This is a genomic window from Streptomyces sp. NPDC059649, from assembly GCF_042734445.1.
GTDB lineage: Bacteria > Actinomycetota > Actinomycetes > Streptomycetales > Streptomycetaceae > Streptomyces.
The window spans coordinates 60246-78954 of record NZ_JBHWDV010000006.1 but is presented as its reverse complement, the minus strand read 5'-3'; the positions used below and the strand labels follow the sequence as shown (position 1 = coordinate 78954).

Here is an 18709-nt window from a genome sequence, read left to right as displayed (position 1 = left end):
CCACCCGCCAGGATTCCCCAGGGAGCAGCATGCAGTTCCACCCGCAGCCCCAGAGCGGCGCGCCCAAGCCGTGGGCCTTCCCGGCCCCCGAGCGCAGCCAACTGCCCAACGGCCTCACCCTCCTGACCAGTCACCGCCCCGGTCAGCAGGTCGTCGCGGTGGAGATCAACCTCGTCGCCCCGCTGGACGCCGAGCCGGAGGGCCTGGACGGCGTCGCCACGATCATGGCGCGCGCCCTGTCCGAGGGCACCGACAAATACGACGCGGAGGGCTTCGCCGCCGAGCTGGAGCGCTGCGGCGCCACGCTGGACGCCCACGCCGACCACCCCGGCGTACGCGTCTCCCTGGAGGTCCCGGCCTCCCGGCTGACCCGCGCGCTCGGCCTGCTCGCCGACGCGCTGCGGGCCCCCGCGTTCCCGGAGAGCGAGATCGAGCGGCTGGTCCGCAATCGCCTCGACGAGATCCCGCACGAGCTCGCCAACCCGGCCCGGCGCGCGGCGATGGCGCTCTCCAAGGAGCTGTTCCCGGCCACCGCGCGGATCTCCCGCCCCCGTCAGGGCACCGAGGAGACGGTCGCGCGGATCGACGCCGCGGCCGTGCGCGCCTTCTACGACGCCCATGTCCGGCCCGCCACGGCCACCGCCGTGATCGTCGGTGACTTCACCGGCGTCGACCTGGCCGCGTCGCTCGCCGACACCCTCGGCGCCTGGAGCGGTTCGACCGCCGAGCCGGTGAAGGCGACCCCGATCGTCGCCGACGACACCGGCCGCGTGGTGATCGTGGACCGCCCCGGCGCCGTGCAGACGCAGCTGCTCATCGGCCGGATCGGCGCCGACCGGCACGACCGCGTGTGGCCGGCGCAGGTGCTCGGCACGTACTGCCTGGGCGGCACCCTCACCTCCCGCCTGGACCGCGTCCTGCGTGAGGAGAAGGGCTACACCTACGGCGTGCGGGCCTTCGGGCAGGTGCTGCGCTCCACGGCCCCCACGTCCCCCGAGGGCACCACCGGCGCCGCGCTGCTCGCCATCAGCGGCTCGGTGGACACCGCCTCCACCGGGCCGGCGCTGGAGGACCTCTGGAAGGTGCTGCGGACCCTCGCGGCAGAGGGGCTGACGGACGAGGAGCGGGACGTCGCGGTGCAGAACCTCGTCGGGGTGGCGCCGCTCAAGTACGAGACCGCGGCGGCCGTCGCGGGCACCCTCGCCGACCAGGTGGAGCAGCAGCTCCCGGACGATTTCCAGGCGCAGTTGTACCTCCGGCTCGCGGAGACCGGCACGGTCGAGGCGACCGCCGCCGCCGTCAACGCCTTCCCGGTGGACCGCCTGGTGACCGTCCTGGTGGGCGACGCCGCGCAGATCACCGAGCCCGTCAAGGCGCTGGGCATCGGAGAGGTGACGGTCGTCAGCGGCTAGTCCGCAGGCGGCGTATGACGAAGCGTCACGACCGACGGCTCCTGTGGGGTTCGCTCACCACGGGAGCCGTCGTATGTCCGTCGCCTGCTCGTCGCCTGTCCGCCGCCGGTCTGCCGCAGTCTGCTGTATGTCCGGTTTGGGATGGCTCGTTGAGCCGGAACTTGTGGCATCCCGCACAAAATCGCGGTTCCGTTTGGCGCCGCAAAGTGGCCCCGTTTAGCGTCGGTCCGGCTGTTCGTCACAACTCCGCCACAACAGTGGCACCGGACAGTCATCGCCGAGTCCCCGTACGGCGCGAGCCAGGGGAGCCGGGGACCCACCCGTCCCTGGGGTGAATCGGGCGCCTCTCCGGAGGGGCCCGTAGGAGACCTTCCTGCTCCGAACCCGTCAGCTAACCCGGTAGGCGAGAGGGAAGGAAAGGACAAGCCAGCACATGGCGTTCACCCGTGCCACCGGGAAGCACCGCCGGGCCAGCCGCAGCGCCCGGACGACCCGCAACCTCGCCGGTATAGCCACCCTCGCGACCTCCGGCGTCGTCGCCACCCTGGCGTCACCGGCGATGGCCGCCACCGACGAGGCACGCACCCAGGACACCGGCCTCACCCAGGCCGTCGTGCTCGGTGACGAGCTCGCCCACCGCCTGGAGGTCCAGGCCGACACCCAGCAGGCCGCCGCCGAGGCCGCCGCCATGCAGGCGAAGGCCGAGGCCGAGGCCAAGAAGCGGGTGGCGGAGGCCGAGCGGCACGCCGAGGCGGCCCGGAAGAAGGCCAAGGCCGAGCGCGAGGCCAAGGAGCGGGCCGCCCGGGACGCCGAGCGCAAGCGCCTGAACGCCTTCGTCGCCCCCGTCGCCGGCTCCTACGTCTCCACCGGCTACAAGGCCTCCAGCAGCCTGTGGTCCTCCGGCAGCCACACCGGCATCGACTTCCACGCCGCCACCGGCACCTCCGTCCACGCGGTCGGCGCGGGCACCGTCGTCGAGGCCGGCTGGGGCGGGTCGTACGGCAACAACATCGTGATCAAGATGCACGACGGCACGTACACCCAGTACGGCCACCTGTCGTCGATCGGCGTCTCGGTCGGCCAGACCGTCACCCCCGGCCAGCAGATCGGCCTCTCCGGGGCCACCGGCAACGTCACCGGCCCGCATCTGCACTTCGAGGCCCGCACCAGCCCGGACTACGGCTCCGACATCGACCCGATCGCGTATCTGCGCTCGCACGGCGTCAACGTCTGATCCGGCGTCAGGCACACCCGCCTCGGCCTCCCGGCGCACGCCTCGGTGCCCTCCCCGCCCATTGGCCAAAAAATATCGCCGAATACGCGGAGTCCGTCGGAAAAGCCGTGCCGGTCGAATAGAGTCTCGGAAAAGCCGCCGACCGGCGGCGTTTTCCGGGGATTACGGCGGAGGCACGATCGATGCGAGGCCATATTTCCGCGCATGCGGTGTGCACGGCGATTCGCGAGGACATCGTCTCCGGTGCGCTGGCGCCGGGGAGCCGACTGATCGAGGAGATCCTGGCGGCGCGCTACGGCGTCTCCAGGGTGCCGGTCCGCGAAGCGCTGCGCACCCTGCAGTCGGAGGGCTTCGTCACCACCCGCCACCACGCGGGCGCGTGCGTCGCCGAGCCCACCGAGCAGGAGGCCGCCGACCTGCTCGACATCCGCGCCCTGCTGGAGCCGCTGGGCGCGGCCCGCGCGGCCGCCCGGCGCACCCCCGCCCATCTGAAGGTGCTGCGCGGCCTGGTGCGGCTCGGCCGCGAGCGGGCCCGCCACGGCAGCCCCACCGACCTGCGCCAACTCGACGGCTGGTTCCACGAGACGCTGGCCCAGGCGGCCGGCAGCCCCAGCCTGACCGCGCTGCTGACCCAGCTGCGCCGCAAGATCGAGTGGATGTATGCGGTGGAGCCGCCGCCGCGGGCCGGTGATGCATGGGACGAACACGGCGCGGTGCTGGACGCGGTGGCCCGGGGCGACGCGGAACGGGCCCGCGCCCTGATGGCGGCCCACATCGAGCGCTCGCTCCCGGTGTACCGGCTGCGGCGCCCCGCCGCACCCGAGGTGAGCGATCCGAAACAGCCCGTCAACACAGCGCGCGCCCGTTCTTAACACCCGGGCCGTATACAAAGGGGTGCGGAATTCCCGGGGCGGCGATTGTTGTCCGCCTTTACTTCCGGATATCGGCGCGCTTTCAAATGTCGGCGTGCGCGCTGTCCGGTACGCACATTCCGCCGCACGCTTTTCCGTGCGTGCCTCTCCGTGCATTGTCCACCGGCCGTGAGAATTGTGCGGCGGAGGGCACGGTCTTTGCGCGCGGGAGGGGGTGCGGTATTTCCCCCGAACGCAAAACGGCCCCGCCGCGGCACCTTTTCAGGTCACCGCGGCGGGGCCGCCGTACGAGGGGCGTCCCGGTGGGCTCAGACGGTCTCGGGGAGCTCTTCGAGACCCTCGGAGACGAGCTTGGCCAGGCGGTCGAGCGCTTCCTCGGCGCCCTCGGCGTCCGAGGCCAGCACGATCTCCTCGCCACCCTGGGCGCCCAGGCCCAGGACCGCGAGCATGGAGGCCGCGTTGACCGGATTGCCCTCGGCCTTGGCGATCGTCATCGGGACGCCGGCGGCGGTGGCCGCCCGGACGAAGATCGACGCGGGGCGGGCGTGCAGGCCCTCGGCCCAACCGACATTGACGCGGCGCTCAGCCATGATGTTGCCCTTCAAAGTCGTGACTGTTGTCTAGACCATTCTCTCACGGTGTCGGGACTGCTCCCAGCCGCCCCTGACCCCGAGATTACGCGTGCCGGGCCGGTTGTCGGTGGCCGGTCGTACGCTGTCCGCATGCAGAAGCCGCCGGACCACGCATACCCGACCCACTGGGAAGCCGACGTGGTGCTGCGCGACGGCGGCACCGCGCGGATCCGCCCCATCACCCCCGACGACGCCGAGCGGCTGGTCTCCTTCTACGAACAGGTCTCGGACGAGTCCAAGTACTACCGCTTCTTCGCGCCCTACCCGCGCCTGTCCGACCGCGATGTGCACCGCTTCACCCACCACGACTACGTCGACCGGGTCGGGCTCGCGGCCACGGTCGGCGGCGAGTTCATCGCCACCGTCCGCTACGACCGGATCAACGACCAGGGGCTGCCCGCCAAGAGCCCCGAGGACGACCAGGCCGAGGTGGCCTTCCTGGTGCAGGACGCCCATCAGGGGCGCGGGGTGGCCTCCGCCCTCCTGGAGCACATCGCGGCCGTCGCCCGCGAGCGCGGCATCCGGCGGTTCGCCGCCGAGGTGCTGCCCGCCAACACCAAGATGATCAAGGTGTTCACGGACGCCGGGTACACCCAGAAGCGCACCTTCGAAGACGGCGTGGTGCGCCTGGAGTTCGACCTCGAACCGACCGAGCAGTCCATGGCCGTGATGCGCGGCCGCGAGCAGCGCGCCGAGGCCCGCTCCGTCCAGCGGCTGCTCGCCCCCGGCTCGGTCGCCGTCATCGGCACCGGCCGCGCCCCCGGCGGCATCGGCCGCACGGCCCTCCGGCACATCCTCGACTCCGGTTTCACCGGCCGGCTGCATGCCGTCAACCACGCCTTCCCCGACGACCTGCGGCGCCTCGACCCCGAGGGCGTACCGGCGGTCCGCGCGCTCCGGGAGATCCCCGACCCGGTCGACCTCGCGGTCATCGCCGTCCCCGCGGAGCGCGTCCCGGAGGTGATCCGCGACTGCGGCGAACACGGCGTTCCGGGCGTGCTGATCCTCTCCTCCGGTTACGCCGAGGCCGGCCCCGAGGGCAGGGAGCGACAGCGCGCCCTGCTCCACCAGGCCCGCTCGTACGGCATGCGCCTCATCGGGCCGAACGCCTTCGGTCTGATCAACACCGCCACCGACATCCGGCTGAACGCCTCCCTCGCCCCGCAGATGCCCGGCGCCGGCCACATCGGCCTGTTCACCCAGTCCGGGGCCATCGGCATCGCCCTGCTCAGCGGACTGCACGCACGCGGCCCCGGGGACGGCGGGATCGCCGGCATCTCCGCCTTCGTCTCGGCCGGCAACCGCGCCGACGTCTCCGGCAACGACCTCCTCCAGTACTGGTACGAGGACCCGGACACCGACGTCGTCATCCTCTACCTGGAGTCCATCGGCAACCCCCGCAAGTTCGCCCGGCTGGCCCGCCGTACCGCCGCCGTCAAACCGGTCGTGGTCGCCCGCGGCGCCCGGCACAACGGCACCACCCCGCCCGGCCACACCGTGCCCACCGTCCGCGTCCCCGACAGCACGGTCGCCGCCCTGATGCGCCAGGCCGGCGTGATCCGCGTCGACACCGTCACCGAGCTGATCGACGCCGGGCTGCTGCTGGCCTCCCAGCCGCTGCCGGCCGGATCGCGGATCGCCATCCTCGGCAACTCCGAGTCCCTGGCCCTGCTCGCCTACGACGCCTGCCTGACCGAACGGCTGCGGCCGCTGCGCCCCCGGGTGCTGCCCTCCGCCGCGACACCGGACGACTTCCGCGCCGCCCTCGACGAGACGCTCTCCGGCGACGGCTGCGACGCGGTGATCGTCACGGCCATTCCATGGGTGGGGGAGGAAGACGGGGCCCTCCCGGGCGGCAGCGAGGGCGCCGCGCTCGCCACGGCGCTGCGCACGGCCGCCGCGGCCCACCCGGAGAAGCCGGTCACGGTCGTCCACCTCGCCATGGACGCCCTGGCCGAGACCCTCGCCGCCCCGCCGCCCACCCCGGACCCCGCCGCCCCCTCGGCGGAGGCGGACCGACCCGCCCCACAGCCCCTCGCCGAACCCGACCCACCGGCCCCGGCGCCCCGCACCCCGCCGCCGACGGCAGCCCCCGCCCCGCCGCCCCGGCCCCCGTACCCGCCGTCCCGTCCGCCGTTCCCGCCGGGCCCGCCCCCAGGGGCCCGCACCGCGGCACCGACGCCCCCGGTCCGCGCCGCCGAGGCCGCCGTCCCGCCGAGCCGGCGTCCCGCCCCGCTGCGCATCCCCGCCTACCCCGCCGCCGAGCGGGCCGCCCGCGCGCTCGCCGAGGCCGTCCGCTACGCCGCCTGGCGCCGGGAGGCGGCCGATCCCGGCCGGGTGCCCGAGTACGACGACATCCAGGAGGCCGCGGCCGGCGCCGACATCGAGCGGCTCCTCGACCGGCTCACCGCCGACGTCCCCAGCGGCCGCTCGGTCCGGGTTCCGGACGACGACGCCGCGGCCCTGCTCGCCCGCTACGGCATCCACACCCGCCCCGTACTGCCCGCCCCCGACCCCGACACGGCCGTCCGCGCCGCCGCCCGCCTCGGCTACCCGGTCGCCCTCAAGACCACCGCGCCCCACCTCCGGCACCGCGCCGACCTGGGCGGAGTCCGGCTGGACATCGCCGGTGAGGCCGAACTCCGCCGTACCTACGCCGAGTTGACCGATTTCCTCGGCTCGCCCGAAGAGCTCCGGCCGGTCGTCCAGTCCATGGTGCCGCGCGGTGTCGACACGGTCATCCGCGCCGCCATCGACCCGGCCGCCGGCGCCGTGCTCTCCTTCGGCCTGGCCGGCGCCCCCTCCCAGCTGCTCGGCGACATCGCCCACCGCCTCATCCCCGCCACCGACCGTGAGGTCGCCGAGCAGATCCGCTCGATCCGCGCCGCCCCGCTGCTCTTCGGCTGGCGCGGCTCCCAGCCGGTGGACACCGCCGCCCTCGCCGAGCTGCTGCTCCGGGTCTCCCGGCTCGTCGACGACCACCCCGAGGTGGTGGGCGTGGAGCTCGAACCGGTCGTCGTCGCCCCGCGCGGCCTGTCCGTCCTGGACGCCGCCGTCCGCCTGGCCCGCCCGCCCGCCACCACCGACCTGGGCCCCCGCCGCCTGCCCGCCTACTGAGCCGCCCGGACCGCACGGACCCCGCACCACAGGGGCTGTGGTGCCCGCCGAGCCCCGTAGGATGGACCCCATGGCTAAGACCGGTACGACGACCCAGGGGCTGCGCGCGGCGATCGAGCGCAGTGGCTATTACCCGACGCTCGTGGCCGAGGCGGTGCAGGCCGCGGTCGGCGGAGAGCCGGTGGTGTCGTACCTCGTCCACCAGGAGACGACCTTCGACGCCAACGAGGTCCGCCGCCATGTCACCGTCCTGGTCCTGACCGGCACCCGCTTCATCGTCAGCCACACCGACGAGCAGGCCGCCGACGCCACCTCCCCGTCGCCGTACGCCACCACCTCCACCGAGTCCGTCAAGCTAGGCCGGATCTCCTCCGTGGTGCTCAGCCGGGTGGTCGCCAACCCCGAGTCGTACACCCCCGGCCAGCTGCCCCGCGAGGTCGTGCTGACCATCGGCTGGGGCGCGGTGGCCCGGCTGGACCTGGAGCCCGCCGCCTGCGGCGACCCCAACTGCGAGGCGGACCACGGCTACACCGGCTCCTCCACCGCCGACGACCTCTCGCTGCGGGTCAGCGAGGCCGGCGACGGCCCCGACTCGGTGCGCGAGACGCTCGCCTTCGCCCAGGCGCTCTCCGAGGCCACCGCGGCCACCACCACCCCCCGCTGATGGTCGACGTCGCCCCCGCCTGGCCGGAACCCGAACCGCTCGACCCGCTGTGCGCGCCGGTCCCGCAGTACGGCACCGGCTCGCTCGCCGATCTGCTGCCCACCATCGCCGCCGGCCTCGGCATGACCGAGCTGGCCACCGGCATGGACCTCGCCCCCGCCGACCGGGCCTGCGTCTTCCTGATCGACGGCCTCGGCTGGGACCTGCTCCGCGCGCACCCGGAGGAGGCCCCGTTCCTCAGCTCGCTCCTGGGGACGTCGTTCAACGGTAGCGGCCGTCCGCTCACCGCCGGCTTCCCCTCGACCACCGCGACCTCGCTCGCCTCGGTGGGCACGGGCCTGCCGCCGGGCTCCCACGGACTGCCCGGCTACACCTGCCAGGACCCGGCCACCGGCGAGCTGATGAACCAGCTGCGCTGGTACCCGTGGACCGACCCGTACACCTGGCAGCCGTACCCGACGGTCTTCCAGCTCGCGGAGGCCGCGGGCATCCACACCTGCCAGGTCTCCGCGCCGGACTTCCGGCACACCCCGCTCACCAAGATCGCGCTCAGCGGCGGCGCCTTCCACGGCCGGCTCTCCGGCGAGGAGCGGATGGACCTGGCCGCCGAGCAGCTGGCCGCCGCCGACCGCTCGCTGGTCTACACGTACTACTCCGAGGTCGACGGCAAGGGCCACCGCTACGGCGTCAACTCCGATGCCTGGCGCGGGCAGTTGATGTACGTCGACCGGCTCGCCGAGCGGCTGGCCGAGCAACTGCCGCCGCGCAGCGCGCTCTACATCACCGCCGACCACGGCATGATCGACATCCCGTTCGGCCCGGAGTCCCGGATCGACTTCGACGAGGACTGGGAACTCCGCGCCGGCGTCCGCCTGTTGGGCGGCGAGGGGCGCGCCCGGCACGTCTACGCCCATCCGGGCGCGGCCGCGGATGTGCTCGCCGTGTGGCGCGAGGTGGTCGGCGACCAGATGTGGGTCGCGAGCCGTGAAGAGGCCATCGCCGCCGGGTGGTTCGGGCCGCACGTCGACGACCGGGTGCGTGACCGGATCGGCGATGTGGTCGCGGCCGCCCACGCCGACATGGTCATCATCGCCACCGAACGGGAGCCCCGGGAGTCGGAGATGGTCGGGATGCACGGGTCGATGACCCCCATGGAGCAGCTGGTGCCGCTCCTGGAAGTCCGCACCTGACCACACCCCGCCCGCGGCCCTCCACCCCCTCACCTCCCTTATGCCCTCCGCCTGTTGCCCCCGCGCGGGCCGTACCCTCCCCTGGGCGGGCGACGACTCCGACCCGAAAGGCCATCCCCCGACCCATGTCCGAATTGGTATTTTTCTCCGGAACGATGGATTGCGGGAAGAGCACCCTGGCACTGCAGATCGGGCACAACCGCGCCGCACGGGGCCTGGAAGGGGTCATCTTCACCCGTGACGACCGGGCCGGCGAGGGCCGGCTCTCCTCGCGGCTCGGCCTGGTCACCGACGCCGTCGAGGCCGAAGAGGGCATGGACCTGTACGCCTACCTCGTCGCGCACCTGTCCCGCGGCGGCCGGGCGGACTACGTGATCGTGGACGAGGCCCAGTTCCTCGCCCCCGTCCAGATCGACCAGCTGGCCCGCGTCGTCGACGACCTCGACCTGGACGTCTTCGCGTTCGGCATCACCACCGACTTCCGCACCCGGCTGTTCCCCGGCTCCCAGCGCCTGATCGAACTCGCCGACCGTATCGAGGCGTTGCAGGTCGAGGCGTTGTGCTGGTGCGGCGCCCGGGCCACGCACAACGCCCGCACGGTGGACGGCGCGATGGTCGTCGAGGGCGCCCAGGTCGTCGTCGGCGACGTCCGTCAGAGCGCCGCGGACGTGGGCTACGAGGTCCTCTGCCGCCGCCACCACCTGCGCCGGATGACCAGTGCCGCGGCCCGTGCGAGCGCGCTCTCCCCGGACGTCCTGCCGGTCGCGCCGACGCGGTCCGGCGCGCCGGACTGACCCACGCCCCCGGTTGGCCCCTGTCAGACTCGTCCACCATGAGCAGCGATCTTCCATCCGGCACACTTCTCTCCGGCAAAATCGTCCTGGTCACGGGGGCGAGCAGCGGAATCGGCGCCGCGGCGGCGCGGGTCTTCTGCGACGAGGGGGCGACGGTCGTCCTGGTCGCCCGCCGTGAGGAACGGCTCGCCGAACTGGCCGGCGCCTTACGGGCCCAGGGCGCCGAGGCCGCGTACGTCGTCGCGGACGTGACCGTGGCCGCGGAGGCCGCCCGGGCGGTGGACTTCGCCGTCACGACGTACGGGCGGCTGGACGCGGCGTTCAACAACGCGGGCATCGGCGGCGACCGGACCCCGCTCCACCTGATGTCCGACGACGTGTACGACGCCATCATGGACACCAATGTGCGCGGCGTCTGGAACTGCCTGCGCCACGAGATAGCCGCGATGCTTCCGCAGGGCGCCGGCACCATCGTCAACAACAGCAGCGTGGCCGGGCTGATCGCGATCCGGGCCGCCGCCCCCTACATCGCCTCCAAGCACGCGGTGGTGGGCCTCACCCGGGCCGCGGCGGACGAGTACGCCCGCCAGGGCATCAGGGTGAACGCGGTGGCGCCCGGCACCACCCGCAGCGAGATCACCACCGACTGGTTCGCCCGCAACCCCGGCCTGGAGGAGATGGCCAACTCTCTTACCCCGCAGGGCCGTACCGCGGCTCCCGAGGAGATCGCGGCGGCCGCGGCCTGGCTGCTCAGCGACCGCTGCCCGTTCCTGACCGGGACGGTGCTGCCGGTGGACGGCGGACTGGTCAATCAGTGAGCCACCGCGACCCAGCGCTCTGGCAAGGTGCTCCGCTCAGTCCCGCGCGGAAGACGGTCCGGCCGCCCTGGGTGCCGGTGACGAGGACGGTGAGGCGGCCTGAGGGAGTGCGGGGCAGCAACTGCGCCTCGATCCAGCACGGTTCGTCGAACTCGACGTAGCGTTCGTAAGTGCTGATGACGGTCGCCGGGGTGAAGCGGGCCGGCGCGACGGTGGCGTGGGCGGCCTGATAGGCGGCTTCGAGCAGGGCGAGGCCCGGGACGTGGTCCACGGGATGGTCGAACAGCAGCGTGTTGCCGGTGTCGTTGCGCAGTCGCCAGCGGCGCGGCCGGCCGCCGGGGGAGAGCATCACCTCGGCCGCGTCGGTCCGTCCGACCAGTGCGGGGGCGACCGGGGCGGGGACCGGCCAGGAGCCCCAGCCGATGCCGAGACGCTCGCCGCGCAGCCGTCGGTACACGGCCGGTGAGGACCAGGCGAACTCCGACTCGGCCTGGGCGACGGTGACATCGTCCTGATGGATGCGGACCACCATGCCCAGCGCGCTGGTGCAGCGGCCGCTGCGGCGGGTCTGCGAGACGGCGACCTCGATGCCCAGATCCGTGGGCCCGCTGTCCGAAACGCGGAATTTCGGATTCGCCGTAAAACTCAGGTCATGCAGAATCATGTGGTGGGACAGCGGGACACCGTATTCCGCGTGAGCGATCGTCAGTCCGCTCTGCCGAAAGGTTTGCGCGAGCACTCTGGGGTCCGCCCGCCCGTCGCCGTGGGCGGCCGGCCATCGGCCGGTGAGCGAGAATGCGCCGGGGCCACAACGGTTCCAGCCAGTGATGAATACCCGCTCGGCGTCCCGGAGATGGGTGAATTCGCGCGGAACTGCGCTGCTGCCGACGGCGTTTGCACCGCTCTGAGCATCGAGAACGCGGAGCACCGGGCCCGGGGACCCTCGGTCGTGGGGCAACGGGCGTATGCGGATGGCGGCTTCGGGCATGGGGGTCCCCTGTGTGCGACGCATGAGAAGGAAGTTGCGCGCTGATAAAATACCGGGTCCGCGGTCTTTTTCTGTGCTGCGGTAAAGACTGCGGCAAACACCTGGGTCACGGGAGACGCGAGTTGGCGAAACAGGAACGGGCGATCCGCACACGTAAGGCCTGCCTGGTGGCCGCCGCGGAGATCTTCAACGAATACGGCTACGAAGCCGCCACCATCGCCGCCATCATCGACCGGGCCAAACTCACCCGTGGCGCGCTGTACTTCCACTTCACCTCCAAGGAGGAGCTCGCCCGCGGTGTCCTCGACGAGGCGGTGACCACCGAGGGCCTGGTGCCGCAGGCGCTCAAGCTCCAGGAGTGGGTGGACATCTCACTGCTGCTGGCTCACCGCCTGCCCCGGGAGCCGCTGTTGAGTGCCTCGATCCGGCTGTCCGTCGACTCCAAGGCGCGCAGCCTGTTCGGCACCCGCTGGCCCGACTGGATCGTGCTGGGCCGGGAGCTGCTCATCGAGGCCCGGGGGAGGGGCGAACTGCTGCCGCACGTCGATCCCACCGACACGGCGCGGCTGTTCGTGGGTGCCTGGACCGGAGTGCAGCTCGTCACGGAGGCCGTGCCGCACGCCCCCGACCTCTCCACCGAGATCTCCCGGCTCCTGGAGCTCTTCCTGCCCAACCTCGCCGTTCCCGGGGTGCTGGCGCGCCTGGACACCTCACCGTTCCGCGCCGAGCGGCTCTTCGAGGCCGGGAAGGCGACGGCGGTTTCCTGAGCCGGGGCGGCGACAAAAAGACCGCACGGTACTTTTTTCTCGGTGTCCCGCGCCGCTCAGCGCTGCTGAACGACCGTGAAGACCGCGCCCTCGCTGTCGGCGACGGTGGCCGCCCGCCCATGGGCGGACTCGTGGGCCGGCTCCCGTACATGGCCGCCCAGCTCGGTGACGCGGCGGGCCGCGGCGTCCGTGTCGGGGACCGCGAAGTACGTCATCCAATGGGGGCCGTGCTCTCGGAGCGGTGCGTTGCCCACACCGTGGATGCCGGCCACCGGGCGGCCCTTGAGGAGCAGCGTCAGGTGATCGCCATCCGGGTCGGCTGCCGAGCCGGTGCCGCCGACGGGAACCGGCTCGGCCTCGAAACCGAAGACGTGCTCATAGAACGGGCTGACGGCGCCCGTCTCCTGGGTCACCAGCTCGTTCCACACCGGGGTGCCGGGCTCGCCGGTGACCGCGGTGCCCATCATCGTCCGGCCCTGCCAGATCCCGAAGATCGCCCCCTGTGGGTCGGAGGCGATCGCCATCCGGCCCGCGTCATGGTCCGCGTCCAGCGGGCCGACGCCCACCGTCCCGCCGCAGCAACGGATCTGTTCGGCGGTCACATCCGCGTCGTCGCTGGCCAGATAGGTGGTCCAGGCGACCGGCAGATGGCGGTCGGGTGCCAGCTCACCGACCCCGGCGACCTCCCGGCCGTGGAGGAAGGCCCGCGCGTACGGACCGAAGTGCTGCGGCCCCGGGCGGAACTCCCAGCCGAACAGCGCGCCGTAGAACTCCTGCGTCGCGGAAAGGCTGTGGGCCAGGAGGCTCACCCAGCACGGCGCGCCGGGCATCCGCCGAGTCGCTGCCTCGGTCGTCATCGTCACTCTCCTCGGAGCATCGGGGGCTGACCATGGGGGTAAGGGCGCGGGTCCCGAGCAGATGCTCGCACCCTGTGTCCTGGTGTGCGCCCCGGCCGCGCCGTCCACGGCGCGTTCGCAAAGGAGAATGCCCGTTTTGACGTTTCGAGTCCGTTTCGCAGCCGTAACGGTGGAGCGTAACTCCGTCATACGGAGGGTGCCCACCCGCCTTCTGTACGTAGTCGCCGCTACGCAAGGATGAGTCCCATGAATGTCATCATCACCGCTACCGAACTCGCGAGCGAGCTGGCACAGTCCGCTCCTCCGGTGGTCCTGGACGTCCGCTACCAGCTCGGAGGCCCGCCCGGCCGTCCCGAGTACGAGACCGGCCACGTGCCCGGCGCGGTCTACGTCGACCTCGACGCCGAGCTGGCCGCACCGCCCGGCCCGGCCGGCCGGCACCCGCTCCCCGATCTCGGCGTCTTCGCCAAGGCGATGCAGGCCGCGGGGGTCCGCGCGGACCGCCCGGTGGTCGTCTACGACGGCGGACAGGGCTGGGCGGCCGCCCGCGCCTGGTGGCTGCTGCGCTGGAGCGGCCACCAGGACGTACGGGTGCTGGACGGCGGACTGGCCGCCTGGCGGGCCGCGGGCGGTGAGCTGAGCACCGCCCAACCGACCCCGGAACCGGGCGACTTCACGCCGGTGCCGGGCGCACTGCCGCTGCTGACCGCGGACGAGGCGGCCGCCCTGGCCCGCCGCGGCGTCCTGCTGGACGCCCGGGCCGGCGAGCGCTACCGGGGAGAGGTGGAGCCGCTCGACCGGGTCGCCGGCCACATCCCGGGTGCGGTGTCCGCGCCGACCACCGAGAACGTCGCCGAGGGCAGCACGGTCTTCCGGGCCCCGGCCGAGCTGGCCGAGCGGTTCGCGGCGCTGGGCGCCACCCCGGACGTGGAGGTCGGCGTCTACTGCGGCTCCGGGGTCTCCGCGGCCCACCAGGTGCTGGCGCTGGCGCACGCGGGCATTCCCGCGGCCCTGTACGTCGGTTCCTGGAGCGAATGGTCCGCCGACCCGAACCGGCCGGTCGCCACCGGCCCGCAGCCCGGCTGAGGCCCGCCACGGGCCGCCCCCGGCCCGTACACAGCCGTCCGCCCGGCCCTCGAACAGGACCGGGCGGACGGACGGGGCACCTGCGGGCGGCCGTTACTCCGGTTTCTTCCGCCGGGTGCCGAAGACGATCTCGTCCCAGCTGGGCACCGCGGCCCGGCGGCCCGGACGCACGCCGTCCGCCTCGGCCTGACGGTCCGTCGTCCCGGTCAGCCGGTCGCGGTGGCCGGCCACCGCCCGCGGCATCAGCACATCGGCGTACGCCGAACCCGCCCCCGCGCTCGCCGCCGGGGCCGGCGGCTCCTCGGCCTCGGCCTCGGACGCCTCGTCGGCCTGCGGTGCCTTGGCGCTCTCCGGTACGACCATGTCGCCGCGGAAGCTCGGTACCGCCTCCAGCAGGCTGGTCAGCGAATCCCGCTCCCGCTCCCGCTCGCCGGTGGCCTCCTCGGCGCCCCGGGCGTCGTCCTCGGCGGCGGTCCGCTCACCGCGCTCGGAGTGCCGGTCCAGCGTGCGGTCCAGCGGCCGGTCGCGCGGCAGCCGGGCGATCCGCGGCACGAACGGGAAGCTCGGCTCGGGCGTGTCGTCGGCCTCGCCGATCAGCGCCCGGGCCTCGTCGTCGACGGCCTGGACGAGTCGGCGCGGCGGGTCGTAGGTCCAGCTCGCCGAGTGCGGTTCGGTGGCGACCCGGTAGACCAGCAGCACCTCCCAGGTGCCGTCGTCCCGGCGCCAGGAGTCCCACTGCACGCTGTCCTTGTCGGCGCCGCGCAGCAGCAGCCGCTCCGCGACCGCCTCGCCGAGCTGCGGGCCGGTGTTCTCGCCGGGCCGGCGCACCGGTGTCTTGCGGGCCCGCTCGGCCATGAAGGCGCGCTCGGCCAGCACCGGGCCCTCGAAGCGGCGTACCCGGTCGACGGGGATGCCGGCCAGCTGTGCGACTTCTTCGGCGGAGGCACCGGCTCTTATCCGGGCCTGGATGTCCCGCGGCCGCAGGTGGCTCTCGACCTCGATCTCGATCTGGCCCAGCCGCGCACGGTCGTTGCGGACGGCGGCGCGCAGCCGCTCGTCGATCGGAAGCGTGTACTCGGTGCTGTCCGCAGCTTTGAGCACCAGCCGTGTGCCGTCGTTGGAGACGGCCACGACACGCAGTTCGGGCATGGGGACCTCCCGGGTGGTGCCTGCCGACGTCACGTGCGTCGCTGCTTCCGCTAGTCGAGTGTGGCCTGCCCGGGTGCAGCCTGCCACAACATTGCCGAGTTGCCCGGCGTGTCGAGGCTTGGCCCTCAAACGCCGTTATGACACGGTTACCAGTTCGCAACGCTCAGTGACCATGCCGCTTGCCCTGTCGCCGATCACCCGTGCCGAGCGGCGGCTCCCCGGGGTGAGTGCCGCCATCTGGCCCCCACCCATGGGTTCCGGGCAGCCGGACGGGAACCGGGGCCAGGGTTCGTCACAGTACTCCATTCGGGCCACCGAGGTGGACCGCCGCGCCGCCGAACTTCTGGGGGAACAGTGGCAGTCGGTCACCTTGTCGATCTCTCGACCTGACGCACGGGTGGCGAGTTTCACAGATTCCCCAAAATCGGAACTGTTGACTCCGCCAAATGGTCACTTCTCCGTGCAAGATGGATCGAAGGGGCTACCAAAGGTTGGAGATGGACGAAGAAAACGAAACAGGCACGACGAAGAAGGAGAAGCGGATAGACCTGAGCGTCGCTCAGGTGGCCGGCAGCGCGCTCGCCGCGGCCGTCGCCGCGTATCTCGCCGGTCAACTCGGTGTGTACGGAACCATCATCGGAGCGGGTCTGGTCAGCGTCGTGGCGACCACCGGCGGATCGATATTCCACCACCTGTTCCGGCGCACCGGCGAGCAGATCAAGGAAGCCTCGGTCAGCACCCGGCCGAGACCGCGCCGCTCCTCCTCCCGCACCCGATCCACCACCCGGCAGGCACGGCAGCCCGATCCCACGATGGTGCTGCCCACCTTCGACAAGCAGGGCACGGAGGACCACGTCACCTCCGTCGCCGCACAGACCTCCGGGCCCGACGCGGCCCGTACGCAGGTGATCCCCCGGGCCGAGCTGGCCCGCCGGCGCGATCCCGCGAACGCCCACCCCACCGACCGCACCCGGCTGGTGCCGCGCCTCGACGAGCGCACCATGGCGCCGGTGCCGCCGCCCGCCCGACCGGAGGCCGCCACCACCGCGCTGCCCCCGGCCGTACCGCCCGTCGGCCGGCCCGAGGAGGTCGGCGCCACTACGTACGGCACCCGACTGCGCGGCTGGAAGCGGCCGGCGCTCGCCGCGCTCGCGGTGTTCGCCCTGGCCATGGGAGGGGTCACCGCCACCGAGCTGCTGACCGGGCAGACCCCGAGCGGCCAGCAGGGCACCACGCTCGGCAACCTCACCCACACCGGGAGCGCCGGCCGGCACCAGCCCGTCACCCCGCGGTCGCCCGGCCCGGACCGCACCCCGGGGGACGACGGCCGGCACGGCAGCGGTGGCGGTGCGACCCCGGACCCGGGCAGGTCCGGCGACACCGGCACCGACCGGGGAACCGACCACGGCACGCCGTCGCCGAGCACCGGCCCGTCCGACGACGGCAAGACCTCGCCGGGCCCGGAGAACTCGCCGTCCCCGAGCCCGTCCCCGAGCGGTTCGGCGGACAGCGGCGACACCGGTAGCGGTGACGACACGGCCGGCGGCCACCAGGGGAGTGGGCAGAGTGGGCCGGAGACCGAGGCGGCGCCCGAACCGGGAGCTTCCTGAGGCGGCCGCGGCCGTCCGCGCCGGGTGCCCGGGTCAGTCCCCGAGCACCCGGCGCAGGTACGCGTTGCCGAACCGGCGGTCCGGGTCCAGCCGGTCCCGGACCGCGGTGAACTCACCGAACCGCGGACAGACCTCGGCGAGGTACGCCGCGTCGCGGGTGTGCAGCTTGCCCCAGTGCGGGCGCCCCTCGTGGGCGGTCATGATCCGCTCGGCGGCCGCGAAGTACGCCTCGTGGGGCGTGCCGCGGTACATGTGCACCGCGAGGTAGACGGTGTCCCGGCCGGAGGCGGTGGACAGCGGGAGGTCGTCGGCCGGCGCGGTGCGCACCTCCACCGGGAAGCTGACCTTGAAGTCCGAGCGCTCCACCAGCGCCTTCAGCTCGCCCAGCGCGGCGACCGCGGCCGCCCGCGGCAGTGCGTACTCCATCTCCACGAACCGCACCCGCCGCGGCGAGGTGAACACCTTGTAGGGGATGTCGGTGTACGTACGGGCCGACAGGGCGCGGCTGGAAATCCTGGCGATGCCCGGTATCGCGGCCGGCACCGCGCGCCCGACGGCGCAGGCGACCTGGAAGACACCGTTGGACAGCAGCTCGTCCTCGACCCAGCCGCTGATCCGGCCGGGCGGGTCCGCCGGGCCCTGGCTGCGGTTGTTGCGCTTGGTGTTGCAGTTGCCGGTGTGAGGGAACCAGTAGAACTCGAAGTGCTCGTTCTCGGCGACCAGTTCGTCGAACCGGCCGGTCACCTCGTCGAACGGCATCGGCTCCTCACGGGCGGTCAGCAGGAACTCCGGCTCCACGGCGAAGGTGAGCTCGCTGATCACGCCGAGCGCGCCCAGGCCCAGCCGGGCCGCGGCGAAGACGTCCGGGTTCTGCTGCGCGGAACAGGTCAGCACCGAGCCGTCGGCGGTGACCAGCTCCAGGGCGGTGATCTGGGCGGCCAGCGACGCCGAGTCCCGGCCGGTGCCGTGGGTGCCGGTGCTGACCGCCCCGGAGACGGTCTGCTCCATGATGTCGCCCATGTTGGTCAGCGACAGCCCGTGCGCGGACAGCGTCTCGTTGAGGCGCTTGAGGGGGGTCCCGGCGGCCACCGTGACCGTGCCTGCCGCGCGGTCCACGGCACGGACGCCGGTCAGCCGCTCGGGACGGATCAGCAGCCCGTCGGTGGCGGCCGCCGCGGTGAAGGAGTGGCCCGTACCGGCCGCCTTGACCGTCAGCCCGTCCGCGGCGGCGGCGCGGACGGCGGCGGCCAGCTCCTCGGTGCTCGCCGGGGCCACCGTCCGGGCGGGGCGGGCGGTGACATTGCCCGCCCAGTTGCGCCACGGGGCGGCGGTGGCGCCGCGCCCTCCCGAGCCGTCGACGGCGTTGCTGACTGCCATGGTGACGTCCCCTCCCCGCACGCGGGCCGGCCGGTCGGCCGCCGTTGGTGTGAGCGCATGATGTCAGTCATCACGGCGCCCGCCACAGGGGTTGAGCGGAATCGGACGATCAAGGAATCGGCGGTAATCACCCGGCTCCGGG

Annotated in this window: 16 protein-coding genes and 1 riboswitch; of the genes, 11 read left to right on the top strand and 5 right to left on the bottom strand. The window is 73.0% G+C overall.

Annotated features, from left to right (window positions below; all coding sequences use genetic code 11):
• Positions 1 to 29: 29 nt before the first annotated feature.
• From ACFV1J_RS11045 to ACFV1J_RS11035, 3 genes are all read left to right on the top strand, one after another.
• Positions 30 to 1412 carry a M16 family metallopeptidase gene (locus ACFV1J_RS11045; protein ID WP_385857092.1) on the top strand — a complete coding sequence of 461 codons (1383 nt, stop codon included), beginning with the start codon at positions 30 to 32 and terminating at the stop codon, positions 1410 to 1412.
• 265 nt (positions 1413 to 1677) lie between these two features.
• A riboswitch (cyclic di-AMP (ydaO/yuaA leader) is annotated at positions 1678 to 1833 on the top strand.
• A gap of 12 nt (positions 1834 to 1845) precedes the next feature.
• Positions 1846 to 2646, top strand: coding sequence for a M23 family metallopeptidase (locus tag ACFV1J_RS11040; RefSeq protein ID WP_385857013.1), 801 nt, complete (start codon positions 1846 to 1848; stop codon positions 2644 to 2646).
• Between the two features lie 182 nt (positions 2647 to 2828).
• On the top strand, positions 2829 to 3518 hold the full coding sequence (locus ACFV1J_RS11035; RefSeq protein WP_385857012.1) for a GntR family transcriptional regulator: 690 nt from the start codon (positions 2829 to 2831) through the stop codon (positions 3516 to 3518).
• Positions 3519 to 3826: 308 nt separating this feature from the next.
• Here ACFV1J_RS11035 and ACFV1J_RS11030 read toward each other — a convergent pair whose 3' ends face one another.
• Positions 3827 to 4108 (bottom strand): HPr family phosphocarrier protein, encoded by a 282-nt coding sequence (locus ACFV1J_RS11030; protein ID WP_385857011.1) that lies wholly within the window; start codon positions 4106 to 4108, stop codon positions 3827 to 3829.
• Positions 4109 to 4240: 132 nt separating this feature from the next.
• Here ACFV1J_RS11030 and ACFV1J_RS11025 point away from each other — a divergent pair, with 132 nt between their 5' ends.
• From ACFV1J_RS11025 to ACFV1J_RS11005, 5 genes are all read left to right on the top strand, one after another.
• Positions 4241 to 7267 carry a GNAT family N-acetyltransferase gene (locus ACFV1J_RS11025; protein ID WP_385857010.1) on the top strand — a complete coding sequence of 1009 codons (3027 nt, stop codon included), beginning with the start codon at positions 4241 to 4243 and terminating at the stop codon, positions 7265 to 7267.
• A gap of 70 nt (positions 7268 to 7337) precedes the next feature.
• On the top strand, positions 7338 to 7931 hold the full coding sequence (locus ACFV1J_RS11020) for a DUF5998 family protein (protein WP_030417303.1): 594 nt from the start codon (positions 7338 to 7340) through the stop codon (positions 7929 to 7931).
• The gene (locus tag ACFV1J_RS11015; RefSeq protein ID WP_385857009.1) at positions 7931 to 9121 is read left to right on the top strand and encodes an alkaline phosphatase family protein; all 1191 of its coding nucleotides are present in this window, start codon (positions 7931 to 7933) and stop codon (positions 9119 to 9121) included. The genes ACFV1J_RS11020 and ACFV1J_RS11015 overlap by 1 nt, the downstream gene beginning before the upstream one ends.
• A 125-nt stretch (positions 9122 to 9246) precedes the next feature.
• Positions 9247 to 9915 (top strand): thymidine kinase, encoded by a 669-nt coding sequence (locus tag ACFV1J_RS11010; protein ID WP_385857008.1) that lies wholly within the window; start codon positions 9247 to 9249, stop codon positions 9913 to 9915.
• Between the two features lie 38 nt (positions 9916 to 9953).
• The gene (locus ACFV1J_RS11005) at positions 9954 to 10733 is read left to right on the top strand and encodes an SDR family oxidoreductase (protein WP_385857007.1); all 780 of its coding nucleotides are present in this window, start codon (positions 9954 to 9956) and stop codon (positions 10731 to 10733) included.
• Here the strand turns inward: ACFV1J_RS11005 and ACFV1J_RS11000 are convergent.
• A complete protein-coding gene (locus ACFV1J_RS11000) occupies positions 10723 to 11721 on the bottom strand; it encodes a ScbA/BarX family gamma-butyrolactone biosynthesis protein (protein WP_385857006.1) in 999 nt (332 codons plus the stop codon). The genes ACFV1J_RS11005 and ACFV1J_RS11000 overlap by 11 nt on opposite strands.
• A gap of 122 nt (positions 11722 to 11843) precedes the next feature.
• Between ACFV1J_RS11000 and ACFV1J_RS10995 the strand changes: the two genes are divergently transcribed.
• Entirely contained in the window at positions 11844 to 12488 is a 645-nt protein-coding gene (locus tag ACFV1J_RS10995) for a ScbR family autoregulator-binding transcription factor (protein ID WP_385857005.1), read from the top strand.
• 56 nt (positions 12489 to 12544) lie between these two features.
• Here the strand turns inward: ACFV1J_RS10995 and ACFV1J_RS10990 are convergent, their stop codons facing one another.
• Complete coding sequence (locus ACFV1J_RS10990; protein WP_385857004.1) at positions 12545 to 13345, bottom strand: VOC family protein; 801 nt, start codon at positions 13343 to 13345, stop codon at positions 12545 to 12547.
• A gap of 246 nt (positions 13346 to 13591) precedes the next feature.
• Here ACFV1J_RS10990 and ACFV1J_RS10985 point away from each other — a divergent pair, with 246 nt between their 5' ends.
• Entirely contained in the window at positions 13592 to 14431 is an 840-nt protein-coding gene (locus tag ACFV1J_RS10985; protein WP_385857003.1) for a sulfurtransferase, read from the top strand.
• A 93-nt stretch (positions 14432 to 14524) separates the two neighbouring features.
• Here the strand turns inward: ACFV1J_RS10985 and sepH are convergent, their stop codons facing one another.
• Positions 14525 to 15580 (bottom strand): septation protein SepH, encoded by a 1056-nt coding sequence (gene sepH, locus ACFV1J_RS10980; RefSeq protein WP_385857002.1) that lies wholly within the window; start codon positions 15578 to 15580, stop codon positions 14525 to 14527.
• A 497-nt stretch (positions 15581 to 16077) separates the two neighbouring features.
• On the opposite strand from sepH, the gene ACFV1J_RS10975 reads away from it, so the two are divergent.
• On the top strand, positions 16078 to 17190 hold the full coding sequence (locus ACFV1J_RS10975; RefSeq protein ID WP_385857001.1) for a hypothetical protein: 1113 nt from the start codon (positions 16078 to 16080) through the stop codon (positions 17188 to 17190).
• Positions 17191 to 17223: 33 nt separating this feature from the next.
• Here the strand turns inward: ACFV1J_RS10975 and ACFV1J_RS10970 are convergent, their stop codons facing one another.
• Positions 17224 to 18567: a D-arabinono-1,4-lactone oxidase gene (locus ACFV1J_RS10970; protein WP_385857000.1), complete on the bottom strand. Its 1344-nt coding sequence runs from the start codon at positions 18565 to 18567 to the stop codon at positions 17224 to 17226.
• Positions 18568 to 18709: the final 142 nt, after the last annotated feature.